This is a genomic window from Mesorhizobium sp. ESP-6-4 (assembly GCF_020164735.1).
Taxonomy (GTDB): domain Bacteria; phylum Pseudomonadota; class Alphaproteobacteria; order Rhizobiales; family Rhizobiaceae; genus Mesorhizobium.
Genome location: NZ_JAIUGS010000001.1, coordinates 48,772 through 65,123, shown reverse-complemented (window position 1 = coordinate 65,123; position 16,352 = coordinate 48,772). Strand labels below are relative to the sequence as shown.

14 protein-coding genes and 1 pseudogene are annotated in these 16,352 nt (G+C 64.0%); 8 read left to right on the top strand and 7 right to left on the bottom strand.

Annotated elements, in window-relative coordinates:
- Positions 1-4: 4 nt before the first annotated feature.
- Genes LB523_RS00305 through LB523_RS00295 form a run of 3 tightly spaced genes read right to left on the bottom strand, consistent with a single transcriptional unit; the run spans position 5 to position 2,411 of the window.
- On the bottom strand, positions 5-679 hold the full coding sequence (locus tag LB523_RS00305; RefSeq protein ID WP_224600504.1) for a DUF1028 domain-containing protein: 675 nt from the start codon (positions 677-679) through the stop codon (positions 5-7).
- Positions 680-684: 5 nt separating this feature from the next.
- Positions 685-1,101 carry a RidA family protein gene (locus tag LB523_RS00300; RefSeq protein ID WP_224523308.1) on the bottom strand — a complete coding sequence of 139 codons (417 nt, stop codon included), beginning with the start codon at positions 1,099-1,101 and terminating at the stop codon, positions 685-687.
- Between the two features lie 35 nt (positions 1,102-1,136).
- A complete protein-coding gene (locus LB523_RS00295; protein ID WP_224600503.1) occupies positions 1,137-2,411 on the bottom strand; it encodes a flavin-containing monooxygenase in 1,275 nt (424 codons plus the stop codon).
- Between the two features lie 357 nt (positions 2,412-2,768).
- On the opposite strand from LB523_RS00295, the gene LB523_RS00290 reads away from it, so the two are divergent.
- Entirely contained in the window at positions 2,769-4,388 is a 1,620-nt protein-coding gene (locus tag LB523_RS00290; RefSeq protein ID WP_224600502.1) for a GMC family oxidoreductase, read from the top strand.
- Positions 4,389-4,471: 83 nt separating this feature from the next.
- Here the strand turns inward: LB523_RS00290 and LB523_RS00285 are convergent, their stop codons facing one another.
- The 3 genes from LB523_RS00285 to LB523_RS00275 all read right to left on the bottom strand — a co-directional run bounded on the left by LB523_RS00285 (position 4,472) and on the right by LB523_RS00275 (position 7,274).
- Complete coding sequence (locus tag LB523_RS00285; RefSeq protein WP_210239545.1) at positions 4,472-5,230, bottom strand: ABC transporter ATP-binding protein; 759 nt, start codon at positions 5,228-5,230, stop codon at positions 4,472-4,474.
- A 122-nt stretch (positions 5,231-5,352) separates the two neighbouring features.
- Positions 5,353-6,156 (bottom strand): ABC transporter permease, encoded by an 804-nt coding sequence (locus tag LB523_RS00280; protein ID WP_140839372.1) that lies wholly within the window; start codon positions 6,154-6,156, stop codon positions 5,353-5,355.
- 134 nt (positions 6,157-6,290) lie between these two features.
- Positions 6,291-7,274 carry an ABC transporter substrate-binding protein gene (locus LB523_RS00275; protein ID WP_224600501.1) on the bottom strand — a complete coding sequence of 328 codons (984 nt, stop codon included), beginning with the start codon at positions 7,272-7,274 and terminating at the stop codon, positions 6,291-6,293.
- A gap of 51 nt (positions 7,275-7,325) precedes the next feature.
- Between LB523_RS00275 and LB523_RS29220 the strand changes: the two are divergent.
- Positions 7,326-8,134, top strand: a pseudogene (locus LB523_RS29220) (SDR family oxidoreductase).
- A 489-nt stretch (positions 8,135-8,623) separates the two neighbouring features.
- Here the strand turns inward: LB523_RS29220 and LB523_RS00265 are convergent.
- A complete protein-coding gene (locus tag LB523_RS00265; protein WP_224523359.1) occupies positions 8,624-9,481 on the bottom strand; it encodes a GNAT family N-acetyltransferase in 858 nt (285 codons plus the stop codon).
- Positions 9,482-9,759: 278 nt separating this feature from the next.
- Between LB523_RS00265 and argE the strand changes: the two genes are divergently transcribed.
- The 6 genes from argE (at position 9,760) to LB523_RS00235 (ending at position 16,341) form a co-directional block, all read left to right on the top strand.
- Positions 9,760-10,884, top strand: coding sequence for an acetylornithine deacetylase (gene argE, locus LB523_RS00260; protein ID WP_224600500.1), 1,125 nt, complete (start codon positions 9,760-9,762; stop codon positions 10,882-10,884).
- Positions 10,885-10,897: 13 nt separating this feature from the next.
- The gene (locus LB523_RS00255; RefSeq protein ID WP_224600499.1) at positions 10,898-11,821 is read left to right on the top strand and encodes a 2-hydroxyacid dehydrogenase; all 924 of its coding nucleotides are present in this window, start codon (positions 10,898-10,900) and stop codon (positions 11,819-11,821) included.
- Positions 11,822-11,844: 23 nt separating this feature from the next.
- Positions 11,845-12,198, top strand: a complete 354-nt coding sequence (locus LB523_RS00250) for a cupin domain-containing protein (RefSeq protein ID WP_224523324.1) — start codon at positions 11,845-11,847, stop codon at positions 12,196-12,198.
- A gap of 150 nt (positions 12,199-12,348) precedes the next feature.
- A complete protein-coding gene (locus LB523_RS00245) occupies positions 12,349-13,812 on the top strand; it encodes an aldehyde dehydrogenase family protein (protein WP_224600498.1) in 1,464 nt (487 codons plus the stop codon).
- 10 nt (positions 13,813-13,822) lie between these two features.
- Positions 13,823-14,866, top strand: a complete 1,044-nt coding sequence (locus tag LB523_RS00240) for a tartrate dehydrogenase (RefSeq protein ID WP_224600497.1) — start codon at positions 13,823-13,825, stop codon at positions 14,864-14,866.
- 17 nt (positions 14,867-14,883) lie between these two features.
- Positions 14,884-16,341, top strand: coding sequence for an NAD-dependent succinate-semialdehyde dehydrogenase (locus tag LB523_RS00235; protein ID WP_224600496.1), 1,458 nt, complete (start codon positions 14,884-14,886; stop codon positions 16,339-16,341).
- Positions 16,342-16,352 lie beyond the last annotated feature (11 nt).

The window sequence follows — 16,352 nt, the reverse complement described above, 5'->3', positions numbered from 1 at the left end:
CGGACTACTCGTCACCGGGGACGCCGTAGCTCGGCGCGTCGGACGGATTGAGGGCGCGGGTGACATAGGCATCGAGCTGTGGCTTGTAGATCTCCCACAGCGTTGCCAGCTGCTCGATCGGACACGCTTCGGTCCAGTCGCAACGCAGGTCGGCGACGGGCCAGGACACATCGCGGACCAGCTTCATGCCGGCGGAGCGGACAGGCCCCGCCTCGCCGCCGGCATGAAGCGCGGCGCGCATCGTGACGATCAGCCGGTCGCCGAGATGGCCTTCGGAAGCAAGGAAGGCGTCGACCATGGCACGCGGGATGCCGTCATTCGCGAGCAGGTTGCCTCCGCAGGCAACGTCCTCGCCGTGCGCCTCGGCCCAGATGCCGAGCGCTTTCGGCCCGGAGTGGATCGCGCTGACGCCTGCGGCGTCGACCGCCAGCACCTGACGGTATTTACTGAAGGCGGCCGTGCGCTTCAGGATCGCGACAGCCTCCGCGGCGGAGGCGCCGCGCGCCATCAATTCCAATGCCCGCGGCCCGAGTGTCGGGTCAGTGACGTTCTGGCTGGCGACCGCGCCGACGCCCGCCTGCGCATAGGCGCAACGCGCCGCGACCGCGGGAGACGACGACGACACCGCCACGCCGAACATGCCTGTGCGCCTGCAGCGCGCGACGATGGAGAAGGTCATGGCGCTTAGTCCGGAATGACGGCGGTGCCGTCGATCTCGACCAGCCATTCCGGCCGCGCGAGCGCCGACACGACCAGGCCGGTCGAAACCGGATGTACGCCCTTGATGTATTCGCCCATCGTCCGGTAGACGGCTTCGCGGTGGCGGACGTCGGTGATGTAGACCACCACCTTCACCAGATGCTCCATCGTGCCGCCGCACTCCTCGATGAGCTGCTTGATGTTCTGCATGACCTTATGGGTCTGCTCGACCGGATCGTGGCTGTCGATGTTCTTGGCGGTGTCGAGATCCTGCGGGCACTGGCCGCGCAGATAAACGGTGCGGCCGCCGCGCGTGACGACCGCCTGGCAGAGATCGTTGTCGAGCTTCTGCTCGGGATAGGTGTCCTTGGTGTTGAATTTGCGAATTCGCGTGTGCGCCATCTTGGTCTCCATGAGGGATCGGCTCGCAGCGTTGGTCAGGCGTCCACGGTCTCGCGCGTCGTGGCGGCGTGGTAGGCCAGATATTTGCGCTGCGTCGAAATACGGTCGGCCACGTGCTTGGCATCGTGCCAGACGCCCCAGATGAAGCTCGAGCCTCTGCGCGACTGCCAGGGCAGACCCAGGAAATAGATTCCGGGCTCTGTCGAGACGCCGCGCTGATGCCTTGGTCGGCCCCTCTCGTCGAAAGCATCGACCTTCAGCCAGCTGTAATCGACGGCGAAGCCCGTCGCCCAAATGATCGTCGCTACCTCGGCTTCGGCAAGATCGAGCTTGAGGATCGGATTGGTCACGCATTCCGGGTCGGGATCGATTTTGCGAAGATCAGGTTCTTCCGGAAGGTCGAGACCATTGCGCTCGACATAGGCGTCGGCCTCGTCCAGCAGCGACATCAGGCTGGCATCGCCCCGGGCAATGTTCTTCGCAAGATCCGGCGCGAAACTCATCACGCCGTCCTGGTACGTCTTTGTCATGCCGACAAGCGTAAGCCCCTGGGCCGCCAGACGGCGGAAATCGATCGTTTCGCCGCCGCGCGCGCCGCTCACCGCGATCGTGACATGCTCCGTGCCAGGTCCCGGGGTTTCGAGATCCCACTTGCCGAGCACGCCCAGCCACCAGCAGAAGTCGCGCCCGCGATAGGCGCGCGGCGGCCGATCGTGCGGGCCGACCGAGAGATAGACGCGCCTGCCTGAGCGCTGCAGCTCATCGGCAATCTGCACGCCCGAGGATCCCGCCCCGACCACCAGCACCGCGCCCTTCGGCAATTGCGCCGGGTTGCGGTAGGCGCTGGAGTGGATTTGCAGGATGCCGGCATCGCCAGGAACGAGAGGCGGGATGACAGGGACCTGGAAAGGCCCGGTCGCGGCCACGACGCTGTTGGCTTCGATCACGCCATGCGAGGTCTCGACGCGAAATCCTGGACGGCCGACATTCCTCTGCACTAGTTTTACCTCCACGCCGCAGCGGATCGGCGCATTGATCTGCTTTGCGTAGGCGACGAAATAGTCGGCGACCTCCTCCTTGGAAGGAAAGCCGTCGGGACCCGTCACGGGAAACTCCATGCCCGGAAACCGGTCATGCCAGGCCGGGCCATTGGCGACCAGGGAGTCCCATCGCTGCGAGCGCCAGCGCTCGGCGATCCGGCCGCGCTCAAGCACAAGATGAGGCACCCCGCATTTGCTCAGATGCTCGCTCATCGCCACCCCGGCCTGGCCGCCGCCGACGACGAGCGTGTCTACCTTCTCAACCGACATGCTCGGTCCTCTTCTGACCATCCGACAGCTTCCGCCGCGTGGGATGAAAACGATCTCCGGCAGTTGGTGGATGCAGCCAGGCTGCGCCATCCCACCGCTCCTCTGCTGGCGCTCACAAGTAGCAGCACGTGCCGGCGGGCGCCCATAACGAATCTCCGAAGTCACGCGTAACCATTTCCGAATTTCTCGCACCGATAGACGCACCTAGAGTCCCGGCGGTCGGATCGACAGCGCTGCATGAGGTGGCGGGCGAAGCCGGACATGCGTCCGCGCGGAACTGGTTCCGGAACAAGGATACGCCTTCGCGGCGGCCGGTTCTGCCATGCCTCGAGCGCCGGCATTCTCGAGGGGCTGGGCATGAAAACCGAAAGCTTTGACTACATCGTCGTCGGCGCCGGCTCGGCCGGTTGCGTGGTCGCCAATCGGCTGAGCGCCGATCCGTCGGCCACAGTGTGCCTGATCGAGGCCGGCGGCAGCGACAACAGTCTGCGCGTCAAGGTGCCGGCGGGCATCCTCTCGCTCTACGGCAACCCGAACTACGACTATTGTTTCGTCGGCGTGCCGCAGCCCCACCTCAACAACCGCAGCATTCCGGTCAATCGCGGCAAGGCGCTGGGCGGATCGAGCTCGATCAATTCGATGGTCTATATTCGCGGCGCCGCCCAGGACTATGACGAGTGGGCCGAACTCGGCTGCGCCGGCTGGGCTTATGACGATGTGCTGCCGGTATTCAAGAAATTGGAGCGCAACCTGCTTGCCCAGGACCCGCGCTATCACGGCAGCGACGGCGAGCTTTTGGTCGACAATCCCCGTGATCCGAACGAGCTTTCCGCCATGTTCGTAAAAGCAGGCGCAAGCGCCGGTCTGCCTGCCAACACCGACTTCAATGCCGCAAGCCAGTTCGGCCTCGGGATCTACAACGTCACGCAGGATCGTGGACAGCGCTTCAGCAGCTTCAGCGCCTTCATGCGTCCCGTCCTCGATCGCAAGAACCTGACGCTGCTCAGCCAATGCGAGGTGATCGACCTCGTCATCGCCGGGGGTCGCGCCACGGGAATGCGCGTGCGGCACGAGGGCCAGCAGAAGCAGCTCTCGGCCAACCGCGAGATCGTGCTGTCGGCCGGCGCCATCAACTCGCCCAAGATCCTGATGGCATCCGGCATCGGGTCGGCAGCCGAGCTCAAGCAGATCGGCATCGCGCCGATCCTCGACCTGCCGGGCGTCGGCAAGAACCTGCAGGACCATGTCGATGGCATGATCACCGTGCGGTCTAGAAGCACCAGGACGCTCGGCCTCTCACTCGCCAACCTGCCGCGCATGGCAGCGGCGCCCTTCCAGTATTTCGCCCGCCGCAAGGGCATGCTCACCACCAACTACGTCGAAGCCGGTGGCTTTGCGAAGACCAAGCACGCGAACGGCCTGCCCGACATTCAGTTCCATTTCGTGCCGGGCTATCGCAGCCATCGCGGCAGGCTGATCGAATACGGCCACGGCTACGCCATTCACACTTGCGTGCTCAGACCGAAAAGCGTGGGCGAGATCAGGTTGTCGCGCGACAATTCTCGCCGCGACGTCCTGATCGACCACCGCTTTTTCACGCATGAAGACGACGCCATGGTGCTGGTGGAGGGCATCAAGATCGCGCGCCGGATTTTTGCCTCGTCCGAGTTCGACGCGGTGCGCGGCCAGGAGATGCTGCCGGGCAAGGATGTCCGAACCGACGACGAGATCCTGGCCTATCTGCGCGCCGAGGCGCTGACCGTCTATCACCCGGTCGGAACCTGCAAGATGGGAACGGACGACATGGCCGTCGTCGATCCGGCGACACTCAAGGTGCGAGGCGTGGACGGACTCCGGGTCGCCGATGCCTCCGTCATGCCGAAGCTGATCGGCGGCAACACCAACGCGCCAAGCATGATGATCGGGCAAAAGGCTTCGGAGATGATCCTCGGCCCGGCGCGCAACGGCGAAAGGTAGAGGCCGTCTCACCCTTCAACATCGGGGCAGATCGGCGTTCAGCACTGCTGGACTGCCTCGACTTTTGCTCTTGGAAATTGCGCTCAGTGATCCTCGTCGATCTCGTCGTGCAGAAGGCCAAGGATACGGCGCTTGAGCGCGATGAAGTCGGGTTCGAGGATGACGTCCATCGAACGCGGCCGTGGGATGTCGACTTTGATCTCGGCCTTGATCTTGCCGGGCCTTGCCGTCATCACCAGAACGCGGTCGCCGAGCACCAGCGCCTCGTCGATATCATGAGTGACGAAGAGCACCGTCTTCTGCTGCCGCTCCCAGACGCGCAGAAGCAGCTTCTGCATGGTGCCGCGCGTCTGGCTGTCGAGCGCGCCGAACGGCTCGTCCATCAACAGGACAGCCGGGTCATTGGCCAGGGCGCGCGCGATCGCCACGCGCTGCTTCATGCCGCCCGACAACTGGGCGGGGTAGTGGTCCGCAAAGGACGCGAGGCCGACCTCGTTGAGATACTGGTCGACGATCTGCTTGCGCTGCTCCGCAGGCAGCCCCTTGCGCTTCGGCCCGTATTCGATGTTGGCGCGCACCGTGAGCCACGGGAACAAGGTGTAGCTCTGGAAGACCATGCCTCTGTCGGCGCCGGGTTCGATCACTTCCCGGCCGTCGACCTTGATGCTGCCCGAGGTCGCGTCATTGAGGCCGGCGGCGAGGTAGAGCAGGCTGGATTTGCCGCATCCCGAAGGACCGACGATGACGCAGAATTCGTTCTTGGCCACCTTCAGCGACACATCGTCCAGCGCCAGCACGCCATTGGCATCGCCATAGCGCAATGTCACGTCCTCGATGGCCATCGTGGTGCCGGCCGAACGCGGATCGCCGGCCGCATGGGCCGTGCCGGCCAAATTGTTCGCCTTGACGGTTTCGGTCATCACTACCCTTGATCCGGCTGCGTTTTGCGAGGATGCGTTCAAGATCAGGGTGCCCATGGCGCGACCCTTGCCCGGAGAATGCGGAATGCCGTGTCGGTGATCAGGCCCAGAAGCCCGATTGCGGCGATCGCCATGAAGATCACATCCACCTGGAAGCCGCGCATTGCCTTGAGGCTGATATAGCCGAGGCCGCTCGACGCGGCGACGAGCTCGGCAACGACCAGATAGGTCCAGGCCCAACCCATGGTGACGCGAAGCGTGTCGAGGATCGCCGGAAGCGCTGCGGGGAAAATGACGTGCCACACCGCTTCTGAGCGCTTGGTGCCCAAAGTGTAGGAGGCGTTGACCAGGTCCCTGGAGACGCTGCGGGCGCAGTCGGAGATCATCACCAGCTGCTGGAAGAACGTGCCGAAGAAGATGACCGCTATGCGCTGTTCGATGCCGATGCCGATCCAAAGGATGAACAGCGGCACGAAGGAGGTCACCGGCAGGTAGCGGATGAAGTTGACCAGCGGCTCCAGCGGCGCCTGCACCGCCCGGTAGGTGCCCATCCACAGTCCCAGCGGCACCGCGATCAGTGACGACACGATGAAGCCCAGGATGACCACTTTGGCGCTGGTCAGCGTGTGGTAGAAGAGGCTGCCGTCGAGCGACATGCGGTAGGCCGTCTCGAGCACGGTTCCGGGCGTCGGCAGGAACATGTTCGGCACGACGCGGCCATAGGACAGCAAGGCCCAGCCGCCGATCACGACGACCCACATCGCCAAAGCGAGCGTGGTTGCCGTGCTGGCGGGGATATTGGCGAATGGAGTCGTCAGGCGCGTCCACGCCGTCCGCCTTTGTGCCATAAGATGGCCTCCGTGATTTGAGCGCGAAGCTGAAGCTTTCGGGAAAAGGGAGGCCGGCCCCGGAGAGGCCGACCAGATCCGGCTTTTGGAAGATGGGACCGGCCCGGCCGGGCGGGCCCCGCCATTCCGATGGCTCACTGTTCCTTGATGAAATCGGTGTCGAGGATGGTTTTCGAGTCGATCGTCATCTTGAGCTTGCCGGCCTTGCCCCAGACGTCCTGCGCGAAGTTCACCAGGTCGGCCGCTTCGCTCTTCTGCGGCGTGCCGAAGAATTCCAGGTTGCGGGCGCGGTCGTAGTAGCGCACGCCCTTGGCGCCGGCCGCGAAATCCTCAGGCTTCTCGAGATAGCCGCCAATGCCCTTGGCCATGATCTCATAGGCCTTGTCCGGGTTGGTCTTGATGTATTCGACCGCCTTGTAATAGCCCTTGACGAGGGCCTTCACGTCCTCGGGGTGCTTCTCGATCAGGTCGCATTTGAGCGCGATCACATCGACGATCAGGCCGGGCGTGGTCGTGGAGTCGATCAGCACCTTGCCCTTGCCGCCCTTGCGGACTTCGGTGAGGTGCGGCTCCCAGGTCACCGCGGCGGCAACCTGTCCGGCGATGAAGGCCGTCGCGGCGTCATCGGCGGTCATGTTGGTGACGCTGACATCGTCCTCGGTCATGCCTTCCTTTTTCAGGAGCACATTGAACCAGAATTCGGAAACGGAGCCCTCGTTCAGGGCGACGGGCTGGCCCTTCAGATCCTTGAGCGACTTGACGTCGGCCTGCGTGACGACGCCGTCGCCGCCATGGCTGTCGTCGAGCGCCACGACATATTTGAAGCAGAGCTCGTCGGAGCGGTATTTCATGAGCTCGTCGACGGTGGAGGCAGCGCCGTCGAGATCGCCGCCGGCAACCGCCGCCATGTAAAGCGCCGATTCTTCGATGACCTTCAGGTCGACATCGACGCCGGCCTCCTTGAAATAGCCGAGGTCGCGGGCGAGAAACAGTGGCCCATAACCCACCCAGGTGGTCATGCCGAGGCGAATGGCGCCGGCATTGGCGGGAGCGGCAAGCCCCAGGCTGAGCAGGCCTGCGCTGACCGCCGTCATCAGGCAATTGCGGAATGTCTTCATTGTCGTGGTTCCCCATGGCTGTTGCCGGCATCGGCCCCTTTCAAGCGGCCTATGCCAGGCGGCGTTTTGCGGCCGCTCTCTTGTTATGCGTCGCCTCCCGGGCGCGCCTTATGTGTTCTAGACCTGCAAAAGAGCATCCGGGCCGGATCGCCAAAAGAAGTCTTTTTCTGTCCTTTGCTTCGCCGAAACCGAAGCAGCGGCGATCTTGGCTCACTTGTAAAGCGAAGCAGCGAAGGAGCCTGGCCGACAGGCCGACATCATGACTGGAAGCTTTTGAGATGGATCAGCGACTTTCCAAGCGTCGCGGGTCTTGAGATGCCGATTGATCCCCTTGAGACGCCGACGCAGGCTTTTCGAGCAGCAATGTATTTTTTGCCGGTCATCTGTTCAACAAGATATCCGCTGCTGACGCTGGAGGCCTGGAACAAAACCATCGCCGTCAACCTGACCAGCGTGATGCTTAGCGTGCGCGCCTTCCGCCCGACAATGCGCGATGGCGGCGCGATCGTGCTCTTGATGCCACTCGCCGATGCCTACACGGCCTCCAAGGCCGCGCTGGTGGCGCTCACGCGCTTGTGGTCGGTCGACTATGGCGTTTCGGCATCCGGGCAAACTGCATCTGCCCGGGGCCGACCGCCGCGGAAATGATGTCCGGCGTCATGGAGGCGGCCTTATCGACCAACCAGCAACTGCAATTACCGCAGCAACGCATGGCCCGCCCGGAGCAAGTGGCGAACCTAATCGTGTTCCTGGTCTCGCCGGAAGCGTCTTACATTTCCGGCGCCATCATCCCGGTCGATGGCGGCGCAGCCGCCCATAGTCCCGGCATGCCTTTCCCTAAGCGCCGTGACAATAAGTAAATGCCAACACTCAACCGCGGCATTCGCAAAAGCCCGACGTTTTCCAGGTGCGTCAATCGTTCGGCCTGCTTTTGGGCAGGGCTGAGATGCCCGTGTACGTCAGAACAGGCGCAAAGCTGCCGTTCCGTAGAAGATAAATGCGGTCGGCGAGTGGCAGATCAGCTTCTTGAATCAACTTTGGCGAACTGCTTCCTAGCCCCTTGGCGAATAACGATTTTGTTAGTCGCCGAGGCCGTCGTTTCCTACAGGAAATCAATACGTTAGCGGCTGGTTCGCCACCCCATTTCCTTCATATTCTCTCGTATGGTCTGGCGAACCTTATGACGATGAACGAGATTAATGCTGGCTAGGGATATCGATTAGCGGAGAGCCAAGAATTCTCCTGGTCAATGGCCGAAAGGGGCCGCAAGCGGGCTGGCGGGTTATGGCGTTGTCCATGTTTGGACGTTCAGATTGCAAAGGCTAAAACCTTCCAAGTCGAACATCAACCTACCCGAGAGTTTGGCTCGCCAGAGCATAGGTCTTCGGCATAACCGGGCCACCTGCAGCAAAATCGCTGATGCGTTTGCCCATCGACATAGTGAGCACCGTATCGAAAACTGGCATTCCAGCGTGCGACAGAAAGGCGGCGAACTCACCACTGTCCATGTGGGTGTCGACCCGAAGGAAAGTCCCCGAATGGTCGGCCACGTGCGGCCGGACGATCGCCACAGCGTCGGCGTCGCTTTCGGCCACGACCGGCCCCACGACATGGCCCCGCCCGAACGGCCGGCAAAGCGCGAAAGCGGTCAGCTTGTTTCCGTCGAAAAGCCCGTAACCGAGCGAATGCTCGAAGAGCTTTTCAATCAGCGCCGTCCGGCTCACGCCGAACGCCGACGCGTCGAGAGCGATCGCCGCGGGAACATCGCTTGCGTCCAGCGTCCGGATGTCGCGACGCGCCTCAGTCGGGTCGCCCATCACCGGCAGGCGGACGACGCCCTGGCATTGAAACACGGTCTTCTCAGGCTGGAAGTCCAGCGAAAGATATAGCCGCCGCGCGGCGCGGGTCGCGTTGAGGCGCAGGTCGCGCCCAGGGATCTTGTCGAAGACCCGCTTCATCAGCCATTGCGCCGCTCCCAGCGTCTGAAGTCGTGGCGAGGTGATGACCATGCCGACCGTCGCCAAACCGGCGCCGTGAGCGAACCACATGGCGGAACCCAGAACGCGGCCGATCTCGTCGAGCGCCACGAAGCCTTGTCCCGTTTCGCGCAGGAATTGCCAGTCCTCGGCCCGATGCGGCCACCCCACCGACAGGGAGAGCGCATGCAAGCGGTCCAGCTCGACGGCTTCGATGTCGGCGATCCGCATCGAGAAGGCATCGATTTTCAAGCTTTCGGACGGCTTCAATTCCTTGCCTCTGAAAGATTGCGCAGCGGGTGACGCAAACGCCCCTTGCCCTGCCAACGCTAAACAACCAGACCGATACGATTTGCTCGAATGCCGCGCGCCAACGCAAGATTCGACTGAAACACTTCCGCTTTCGGCACGCAATCGCGAAAGAACGCGCCCATGCTCTGCGGCAATTCTGCAGTTATGGCCAGCGGGACCGAGCCCGTAAACCCAAAAAAATGCCTTGAGGGTCTGGAATGGACGTCTTTGACATCCTCGACCGTCTTGTCGCCTTTCCGTCGGTCGCCGGCAAGTCGAACGGCGACATTGCGGGCTGGATCGCGGCCTATCTCCACGAACATGGCGCTGAGGTCACCCTGCTTCCCGGGCCGGAAGGCGACCGTTCCAATCTTTTCGCGACAATCGGCCCCGCCGATGTTCCTGGCCATGTCCTTTCCGGCCACATGGACGTCGTCCCCGCCGGCGAGCCGCAATGGAGCTCGCCGCCTTTCGCCCTGCGTCGGGAGGGCGAACGGCTGTATGGACGCGGCACAACGGACATGAAGGGGTTTCTCGCCGCCGCGCTTGCGGCCGCGCCCATGCTCGCGGGACTGCGCCTCGCCCGGCCGATCCACCTCGCCTTCTCCTATGACGAGGAGGTCGGGTGTCGCGGCGTGCCGCATCTGATCGCCCGCCTTCCCGAACTTTGCGCCAAGCCGCTCGGCGTCATCGTCGGCGAGCCGAGCGGCATGCGCGCTGTGCGCGGCCACAAGGGCAAGGCGGCCGCCCGCGTGACCATAAGAGGGCGCTCTGGTCATTCCTCGCGACCAGATCTGGGGCTCAACGCCATCCATGCGATGGCCGATGTCCTGAGCACGGCCGTGAGCGAAGCCGGAGGGCTGATGCACGGCCCGTTCGATGCGGCCTTTGAGCCGCCCTATTCCTCGCTGCAGGCCGGCGTGATCGCCGGCGGCCAGTCGGTCAACATCATCCCCGATACCTGCACGCTGGATCTGGAGGCGCGCGCCGTACCCGGCATTGATCCGGCCAGCCTGCTCGCGCCCGTCAAGGCGAGGACCGGGGCCATTGCCGCCAAAGGCTATCGTGTCGAGTGGACGCCGGTCAGCGCCTATCCGGCGCTGTCGCTGCCGCAGGACGCGCCGCTGGCGGCGCTGTTGCAAGAGCTGACCGGCCAGACGCCGCTCGCCGCCGTCAGCTACGGCACCGAGGCCGGGCTGTACCAGGCCGCGGGGCTGGACGCGATCATCTGCGGCCCCGGCGACATCGGCCGCGCCCACAAGCCGGATGAATACATCTTCGCCAGCGAACTTACCGCCTGCCGGCAGATGATCGACGCGCTGGGCGCGCGTTGCGTGGGCTGAAGGAGCAGCCGGAATGACCTTCCTGTTCAACTCCGATGCGCAGCGCGGTGCGGTCTTTGCCGAGGTCTTTGCTAGCGAATTGCCCGACCTGCCCTTCGCGATGGACCCGGCGACGGTCGATCCCGACGCCGTGCGCTATCTGATCACCTGGACCGTTCCGCAGGACCTCTCCCGCTACAGGAATCTAGAAATCCTGTTTTCCATCGGCGCCGGCGTCGACCAGTTCCGCTTCGATGCAGTGCCTGCGAGAGTGAAGATCGTGCGCATGATCGAGGAAGGCATCGTGCGCATGATGCAGGAATATGTGACGCTCGCCGTGCTCGCTCTCCACCGCAACCTGCCGACCTATCTGTCACAGCAGCGCGCCGGACAGTGGCGCGACATCCCGCAACTCCAGGCAGCATTGCGCCGGATCGGCGTGCTCGGCCTGGGCCAACTCGGCCAAGCTGTCCTCGACCGGCTGAAACCCTTCGGCTTCCCGCTCGCCGGCTGGAGCCGCTCGCCACGGCACATCGAGGGCGTGGCCTGTCATCATGGCGAGCTCGGATTAGAGCAAATGCTGGCAACCAGCGACATCCTGGTCTGCCTGCTGCCATTGACCGAGGAGACGCGTGAACTTTTGAATGCCGGCCTGTTTGCGAAACTGCCTGAAGGGGCGTCTCTCGTTCATACGGGTCGAGGCCCGCAGCTCGACCAAGAAGCGCTTGTCGCCGCGCTCGATAGCGGCCATCTGTCGTCGGCGATGATCGACGTGACCAATCCCGAACCGCTGCCCGCGGGACATCCGTTCTGGTCGCATCCGAAGATCATCCTGACTCCGCACATAGCCAGCGTCACCCAACCCGCGAGCGCCGCGCGCGCCGTAATCGACAACATCAGGCGCCACCGCGCCGGTCTCGATCCCATCGGGCTCGTCGACCGGTCGCGCGGTTATTGAAATTCAACTGGAAAGGCCATCCTTTGTCCCTGCTCAAATCCATCGATATCAACCCAAGCTTTTCGCCCCGCGAATCGAACGCGTTGCCAGAGCGGCTGATTGCCGGCGACCCCGCCTTCAAGACCTGGGCTCAGGACGTCGCCAAGGACGACCTTGTCCATACCGGCGTCTGGGAGGCTACGCCCGGCGAAACGCGCTCGATCAAGGGAGAGACTTTCGAGTTCTGCCATATCCTCGCCGGCGTGGTCGAAATCACGCCCGACGCCGGCGAAAAGGTGACCTACCGGGCCGGCGACAGCTTCGTCATGAAGCCGGGCTTCACCGGTGTTTGGAAGACCATCGAGACCGTGCGCAAGATCTACGTCACGGTGGGCTAGCGAGCGTCTGTACAGGCCACGATCTCCGCGGAAGATTTTGCCGTCTCTTGTCCCCGGCACGCAACATTCGTCGGCGGCGGATCACCGAACAGCGCATGCTGCGTGCCGGCACGGGCTAGGCTCAGGCCAATCCTGCCAAGTGGGTTTCCCATGAGCCTGAGCTTCAATCCCGATACAATTCCTCTGCCCGTCGGCCACTTCATCGATGGAGAGCTGGTTTCGGCCGAGGGAGCGATGGAGATGCGCCGTCCGTCCGATGGCAAATCCTATGCCGCCTGCCCCGTGGCCGGTGTGGATTTGGTCGACCGGGCGGTGGAAAGCGCGAAGGCCGCGCTGAAAGCCAGCAACTGGGGCGGCGTCCGGCCGCGCGAGCGCACCAAGGCGCTCCACGCCTGGGCCGATCTGATGGAGGCGGAGGCCCAAACGCTCGCCCGGATCGAGGCCCTGAGCTCGACCCGGCCCGTGGGCCAGCTCGTCGCCGGCGACATCGCCGTCACCGCCGAGCAGATCCGCTTCTTCGCCGAATTCGCCGACAAGGAAGGCAGCGAGCTAGCGCCGACAGACGACGCCAGTCTCGGCATGATCATGAGCGAGCCCTATGGCGTGGTCGGTGCGATCACGCCTTGGAATTTTCCGATCTCGATGGCCGGATGGAAACTCGGCCCGGCGCTGGCCGCGGGCAATGCAGTCGTGCTGAAGCCGTCGGAAATGACGCCCTTCTCGGCTCTCTACATGGCAGAGCTTGCGGTCAGGGCCGGCCTGCCGTCGGGGCTGATCAACGTGGTGCTCGGCGACGGCCCGAAGACCGGCACGGCGCTCACCAGTCATCCCGAGATCGCCAAGGTCAGCTTCACCGGTTCGACCCGCGCCGGCTCAGCCATCATGGAGAACGTCGCCCGCACCGGTGTCAAGCCGATGACGCTGGAGCTCGGCGGCAAGAGCCCGCAGATCGTCTTTGCCGATGCCGATCTCGACAAAGCGGCGACTGCAATCGCCGGCAGCGTCACTTTCAATGCCGGCCAGGCCTGCGTGGCCGGCACGCGCCTGATCGTCGAAAAGAGCGTGGCCGACCGGCTGACGGCCTCGATCCTGGAAAAGATCAAGGCTATGAGGCCTGGCCCGACCTGGGAGGAGGCGACGCAGTATTCGCCGATCATCTCGGAACGGCAGCGGGCGCGTGTTGACGGCATCGTGCGGGCCGCTGTCGCCGCCGGCGGCGAATGCCTGACGGGCGGCACCTTTATGGAGAGCCGCGGTTATTTCTACCAGCCGACGCTGATCACCAATGTCCGCCAGCACAATCCGGCGATCGTCGAGGAAATCTTCGGCCCGGTCCTGACCGTCCAGACCTTCGAGACCGAGGAAGAGGCGCTGGCGCTGTCCAGCCATCCGGCCTACGGGCTGGCCTCCGGCCTGTTCACCGCCGACCTGTCGCGCACGATCCGTTTCGCGCGCAGGCTCGAGGCGGGCACCGTCTGGGTCAACCGCTACAGCCGCTCGCGCGACCACATCCTGCCGACCGGCGGCTACAAGCGCTCGGGGATTGGCAAGGATCTTGGCCGCGAAGCCTACCTCGCCAATCGCAGGACCAAGAGCGTCCTGATCACCCTGTGAAGAGATGTCGATGAAAACCTACTCTATTGCCCTGATCCCCGGTGACGGCATCGGCCCCGACGTCATTGCCGCTGCCTGGGCGATGTTGGAAACGGTAGCCATGCAGGGAGGCTTTTGCCTTGCAGGCACGGAGTTCCCCTGGTCCTGCCGCTTCTTCAAGGAAACCGGCCGCATGATGCCCAAGGACGGCATCGAGACTTTGCGCGGCTTCGATGCCATCCTTCTCGGCGCGGTCGGCTGGCCGGCGGAGGTGCCGGATTCCGTCTCGCTGCACGGCCTGCTGCTGCCGATCCGCAAAGCCTTCGTGCAATACGCCAATATCAGGCCGCACCGGCTGCTGCCGGGCGTCAGAGGTCCGCTGCGGGCCGAGAGCTTCGACATCCTCTGCATCCGCGAAAACACCGAAGGCGAATATTCCGGCGCCGGCGGGCGCGTGCATCAGGGCACACTGGACGAGGTCGCTGTGGAGACCTCGATCTTCACCCGGGCCGGCGTCGAGCGCATCCTGCGCTTCGGCTTCGAGCAGGCGCGGTTGCGGCACGGCAAGCTCGCCTCCGTCACCAAGTCCAATGCGCAGAAATACTCGATGGTGTTCTGGGACGAGATCACCCGCAAGCTGGCGGCGGAATATCCTGATGTCGCCGTCACCAGCTATCATGTCGACGGGCTCGCCGCGCGGATGATCATGGCGCCGGAAAGTCTCGACGTGGTCGTCGCTTCCAATCTCTTCGGCGACATCCTGACGGATATCGGCGCGGCCATCCAGGGCGGACTCGGCTACGCGGCTTCCGCCAACATCAACCCCGACCGCTCGGCGCCGTCGATGTTCGAGCCAGTGCACGGCTCCGCGCCCGACATCGCCCATCTCGGCATCGCCAATCCGATCGCCACCATCTGGTCCGGCGCCATGATGCTCGATCACCTTGGCGAGAAGGATGCGGCCGGCCGCGTCATGAAGGCGCTCGAGGCGACGACAGCGCAAGGCATTGGCACCGCCCCTGGCAAGGACAGCACGGAAGCCATCACCGCCGCCGTCGTCGCGGCGCTCACCTGATTTGCGAGGTCGTATTGATGAAAAACCTGAATGACAAAAGTCTCTTCCGCGAGGCCGGCCTCATCGGCGGGAGATGGGTCGCGGCAGGTTCCGGCAGGACGGTCGATGTGATTGATCCTGCAACACAGCTATCGGTCGGCACAGTGCCCGACATGGCTGGTCCGGAGACGCGCACGGCCATACAGGCCGCGGCTTCCGCCTATCAGGATTGGAAAAAGAAGACCCATGCCGAACGCGCCGCCCTGCTGGAGGCCTGGCATGGCCTGATGCTCAAGCATCTGGACGATCTCGCATTGATCCTGACGACCGAACAGGGCAAGCCGCTGGACGAGGCCAAAGGCGAGATCCGCTACGGCGCCTCCTTCGTCAAATGGTTCGCCGAGGAGGCGCGCCGCATCAACGGCCACACTATCCCCGCGCCCACGGCCGACCGCCGCATTATCGTGCTGAGAGAACCGGTCGGCGTTTGCGGCATCATCACGCCGTGGAATTTTCCCAATGCAATGATCACCCGCAAAGTCGCGCCGGCGTTGGCCGCCGGCTGCACCGTGGTCATCAAGCCGTCCGAGTTCACGCCCTATTCGGCACTGGCGCTGGGCGTGCTCGCCGAACGGGCGGGCATTCCGGCCGGCGTCATCAACATCGTCACGGGCATGCCGGCCGAGATCGGCAACGAAATCATGGCGAACGAGACCGTGCGCAAGATTTCCTTCACCGGTTCGACCAGGGTCGGCTCACTGCTGATGCGCGGCGCGGCCGACAGCGTGAAGCGGCTCAGCCTTGAGCTCGGCGGCAACGCGCCCTTCATCGTCTTCGATGACGCCGATCTCGACCTCGCCGTCGAAGGCGCGCTCGCGTCAAAATTCCGCAATGGCGGCCAGACCTGTGTCTGCGCCAACCGCATCCTCGTTCAGGCCGCAGTCTATGAAGACTTCGCCGCCAAGCTCAGCGCCCGCGTCAGTGCGTTGACGGTGGGACCGGGCACGCAGCCCGGCGTCGCGATCGGACCGATGATCAACATGGCGGCGGTCGAGAAGATCAATCGGCACGTCGAGGACGCGCTCGCCAAGGGCGCGACGATCGTCACCGAGAAGCCGGTGCTGCCGGAGGGCCCTCAGTATGTCGCGCCACTCGTGCTGGCCGGCGCCACGGCTGAGATGCAGCTCGCCGGCGAGGAGACTTTCGGTCCGGTCGCACCGCTTTTCCGTTTCGAGACGGAAGAGGACGCGATCGCACTGGCCAACGGCACGCCCTATGGGCTTGCTTCCTATTTCTACACCGAGAATCTGAAGCGCGCCTGGCGCGTCGGCGAGGCGCTGGAGTTCGGCATGGTGGGTCTCAACACCGGCTCGGTCTCGATGGAGATAGCCCCCTTCGGCGGCGTCAAGCAGTCCGGCCTCGGGCGCGAGGGCGCGCGGGCCGGCATCGAGGAATATTTGGAGATGAAGAGCTTCCACATAGGCGGGCTGGGCTAAACCCCAGCCCG

What these genes read in the sequence shown, in the direction of transcription:
- LB523_RS00265 (WP_224523359.1), bottom strand. Translation starts at nt 9,481, where the DNA reads ATGCGGATCGCCGACATCGAAGCCGTCGAGCTGGACCGCTTGCATGCG.
- LB523_RS00295 (WP_224600503.1), bottom strand. Translation starts at nt 2,411, where the DNA reads ATGTCGGTTGAGAAGGTAGACACGCTCGTCGTCGGCGGCGGCCAGGCC.
- LB523_RS00280 (WP_140839372.1), bottom strand. Translation starts at nt 6,156, where the DNA reads ATGGCACAAAGGCGGACGGCGTGGACGCGCCTGACGACTCCATTCGCC.
- LB523_RS00240 (WP_224600497.1), top strand. Translation starts at nt 13,823, where the DNA reads ATGAAAACCTACTCTATTGCCCTGATCCCCGGTGACGGCATCGGCCCC.
- LB523_RS00275 (WP_224600501.1), bottom strand. Translation starts at nt 7,274, where the DNA reads ATGAAGACATTCCGCAATTGCCTGATGACGGCGGTCAGCGCAGGCCTG.
- LB523_RS00305 (WP_224600504.1), bottom strand. Translation starts at nt 679, where the DNA reads ATGACCTTCTCCATCGTCGCGCGCTGCAGGCGCACAGGCATGTTCGGC.
- LB523_RS00235 (WP_224600496.1), top strand. Translation starts at nt 14,884, where the DNA reads ATGAAAAACCTGAATGACAAAAGTCTCTTCCGCGAGGCCGGCCTCATC.
- LB523_RS00290 (WP_224600502.1), top strand. Translation starts at nt 2,769, where the DNA reads ATGAAAACCGAAAGCTTTGACTACATCGTCGTCGGCGCCGGCTCGGCC.
- LB523_RS00245 (WP_224600498.1), top strand. Translation starts at nt 12,349, where the DNA reads ATGAGCCTGAGCTTCAATCCCGATACAATTCCTCTGCCCGTCGGCCAC.
- argE (WP_224600500.1), top strand. Translation starts at nt 9,760, where the DNA reads ATGGACGTCTTTGACATCCTCGACCGTCTTGTCGCCTTTCCGTCGGTC.
- LB523_RS00285 (WP_210239545.1), bottom strand. Translation starts at nt 5,230, where the DNA reads ATGGCCATCGAGGACGTGACATTGCGCTATGGCGATGCCAATGGCGTG.
- LB523_RS00255 (WP_224600499.1), top strand. Translation starts at nt 10,898, where the DNA reads ATGACCTTCCTGTTCAACTCCGATGCGCAGCGCGGTGCGGTCTTTGCC.
- LB523_RS00300 (WP_224523308.1), bottom strand. Translation starts at nt 1,101, where the DNA reads ATGGCGCACACGCGAATTCGCAAATTCAACACCAAGGACACCTATCCC.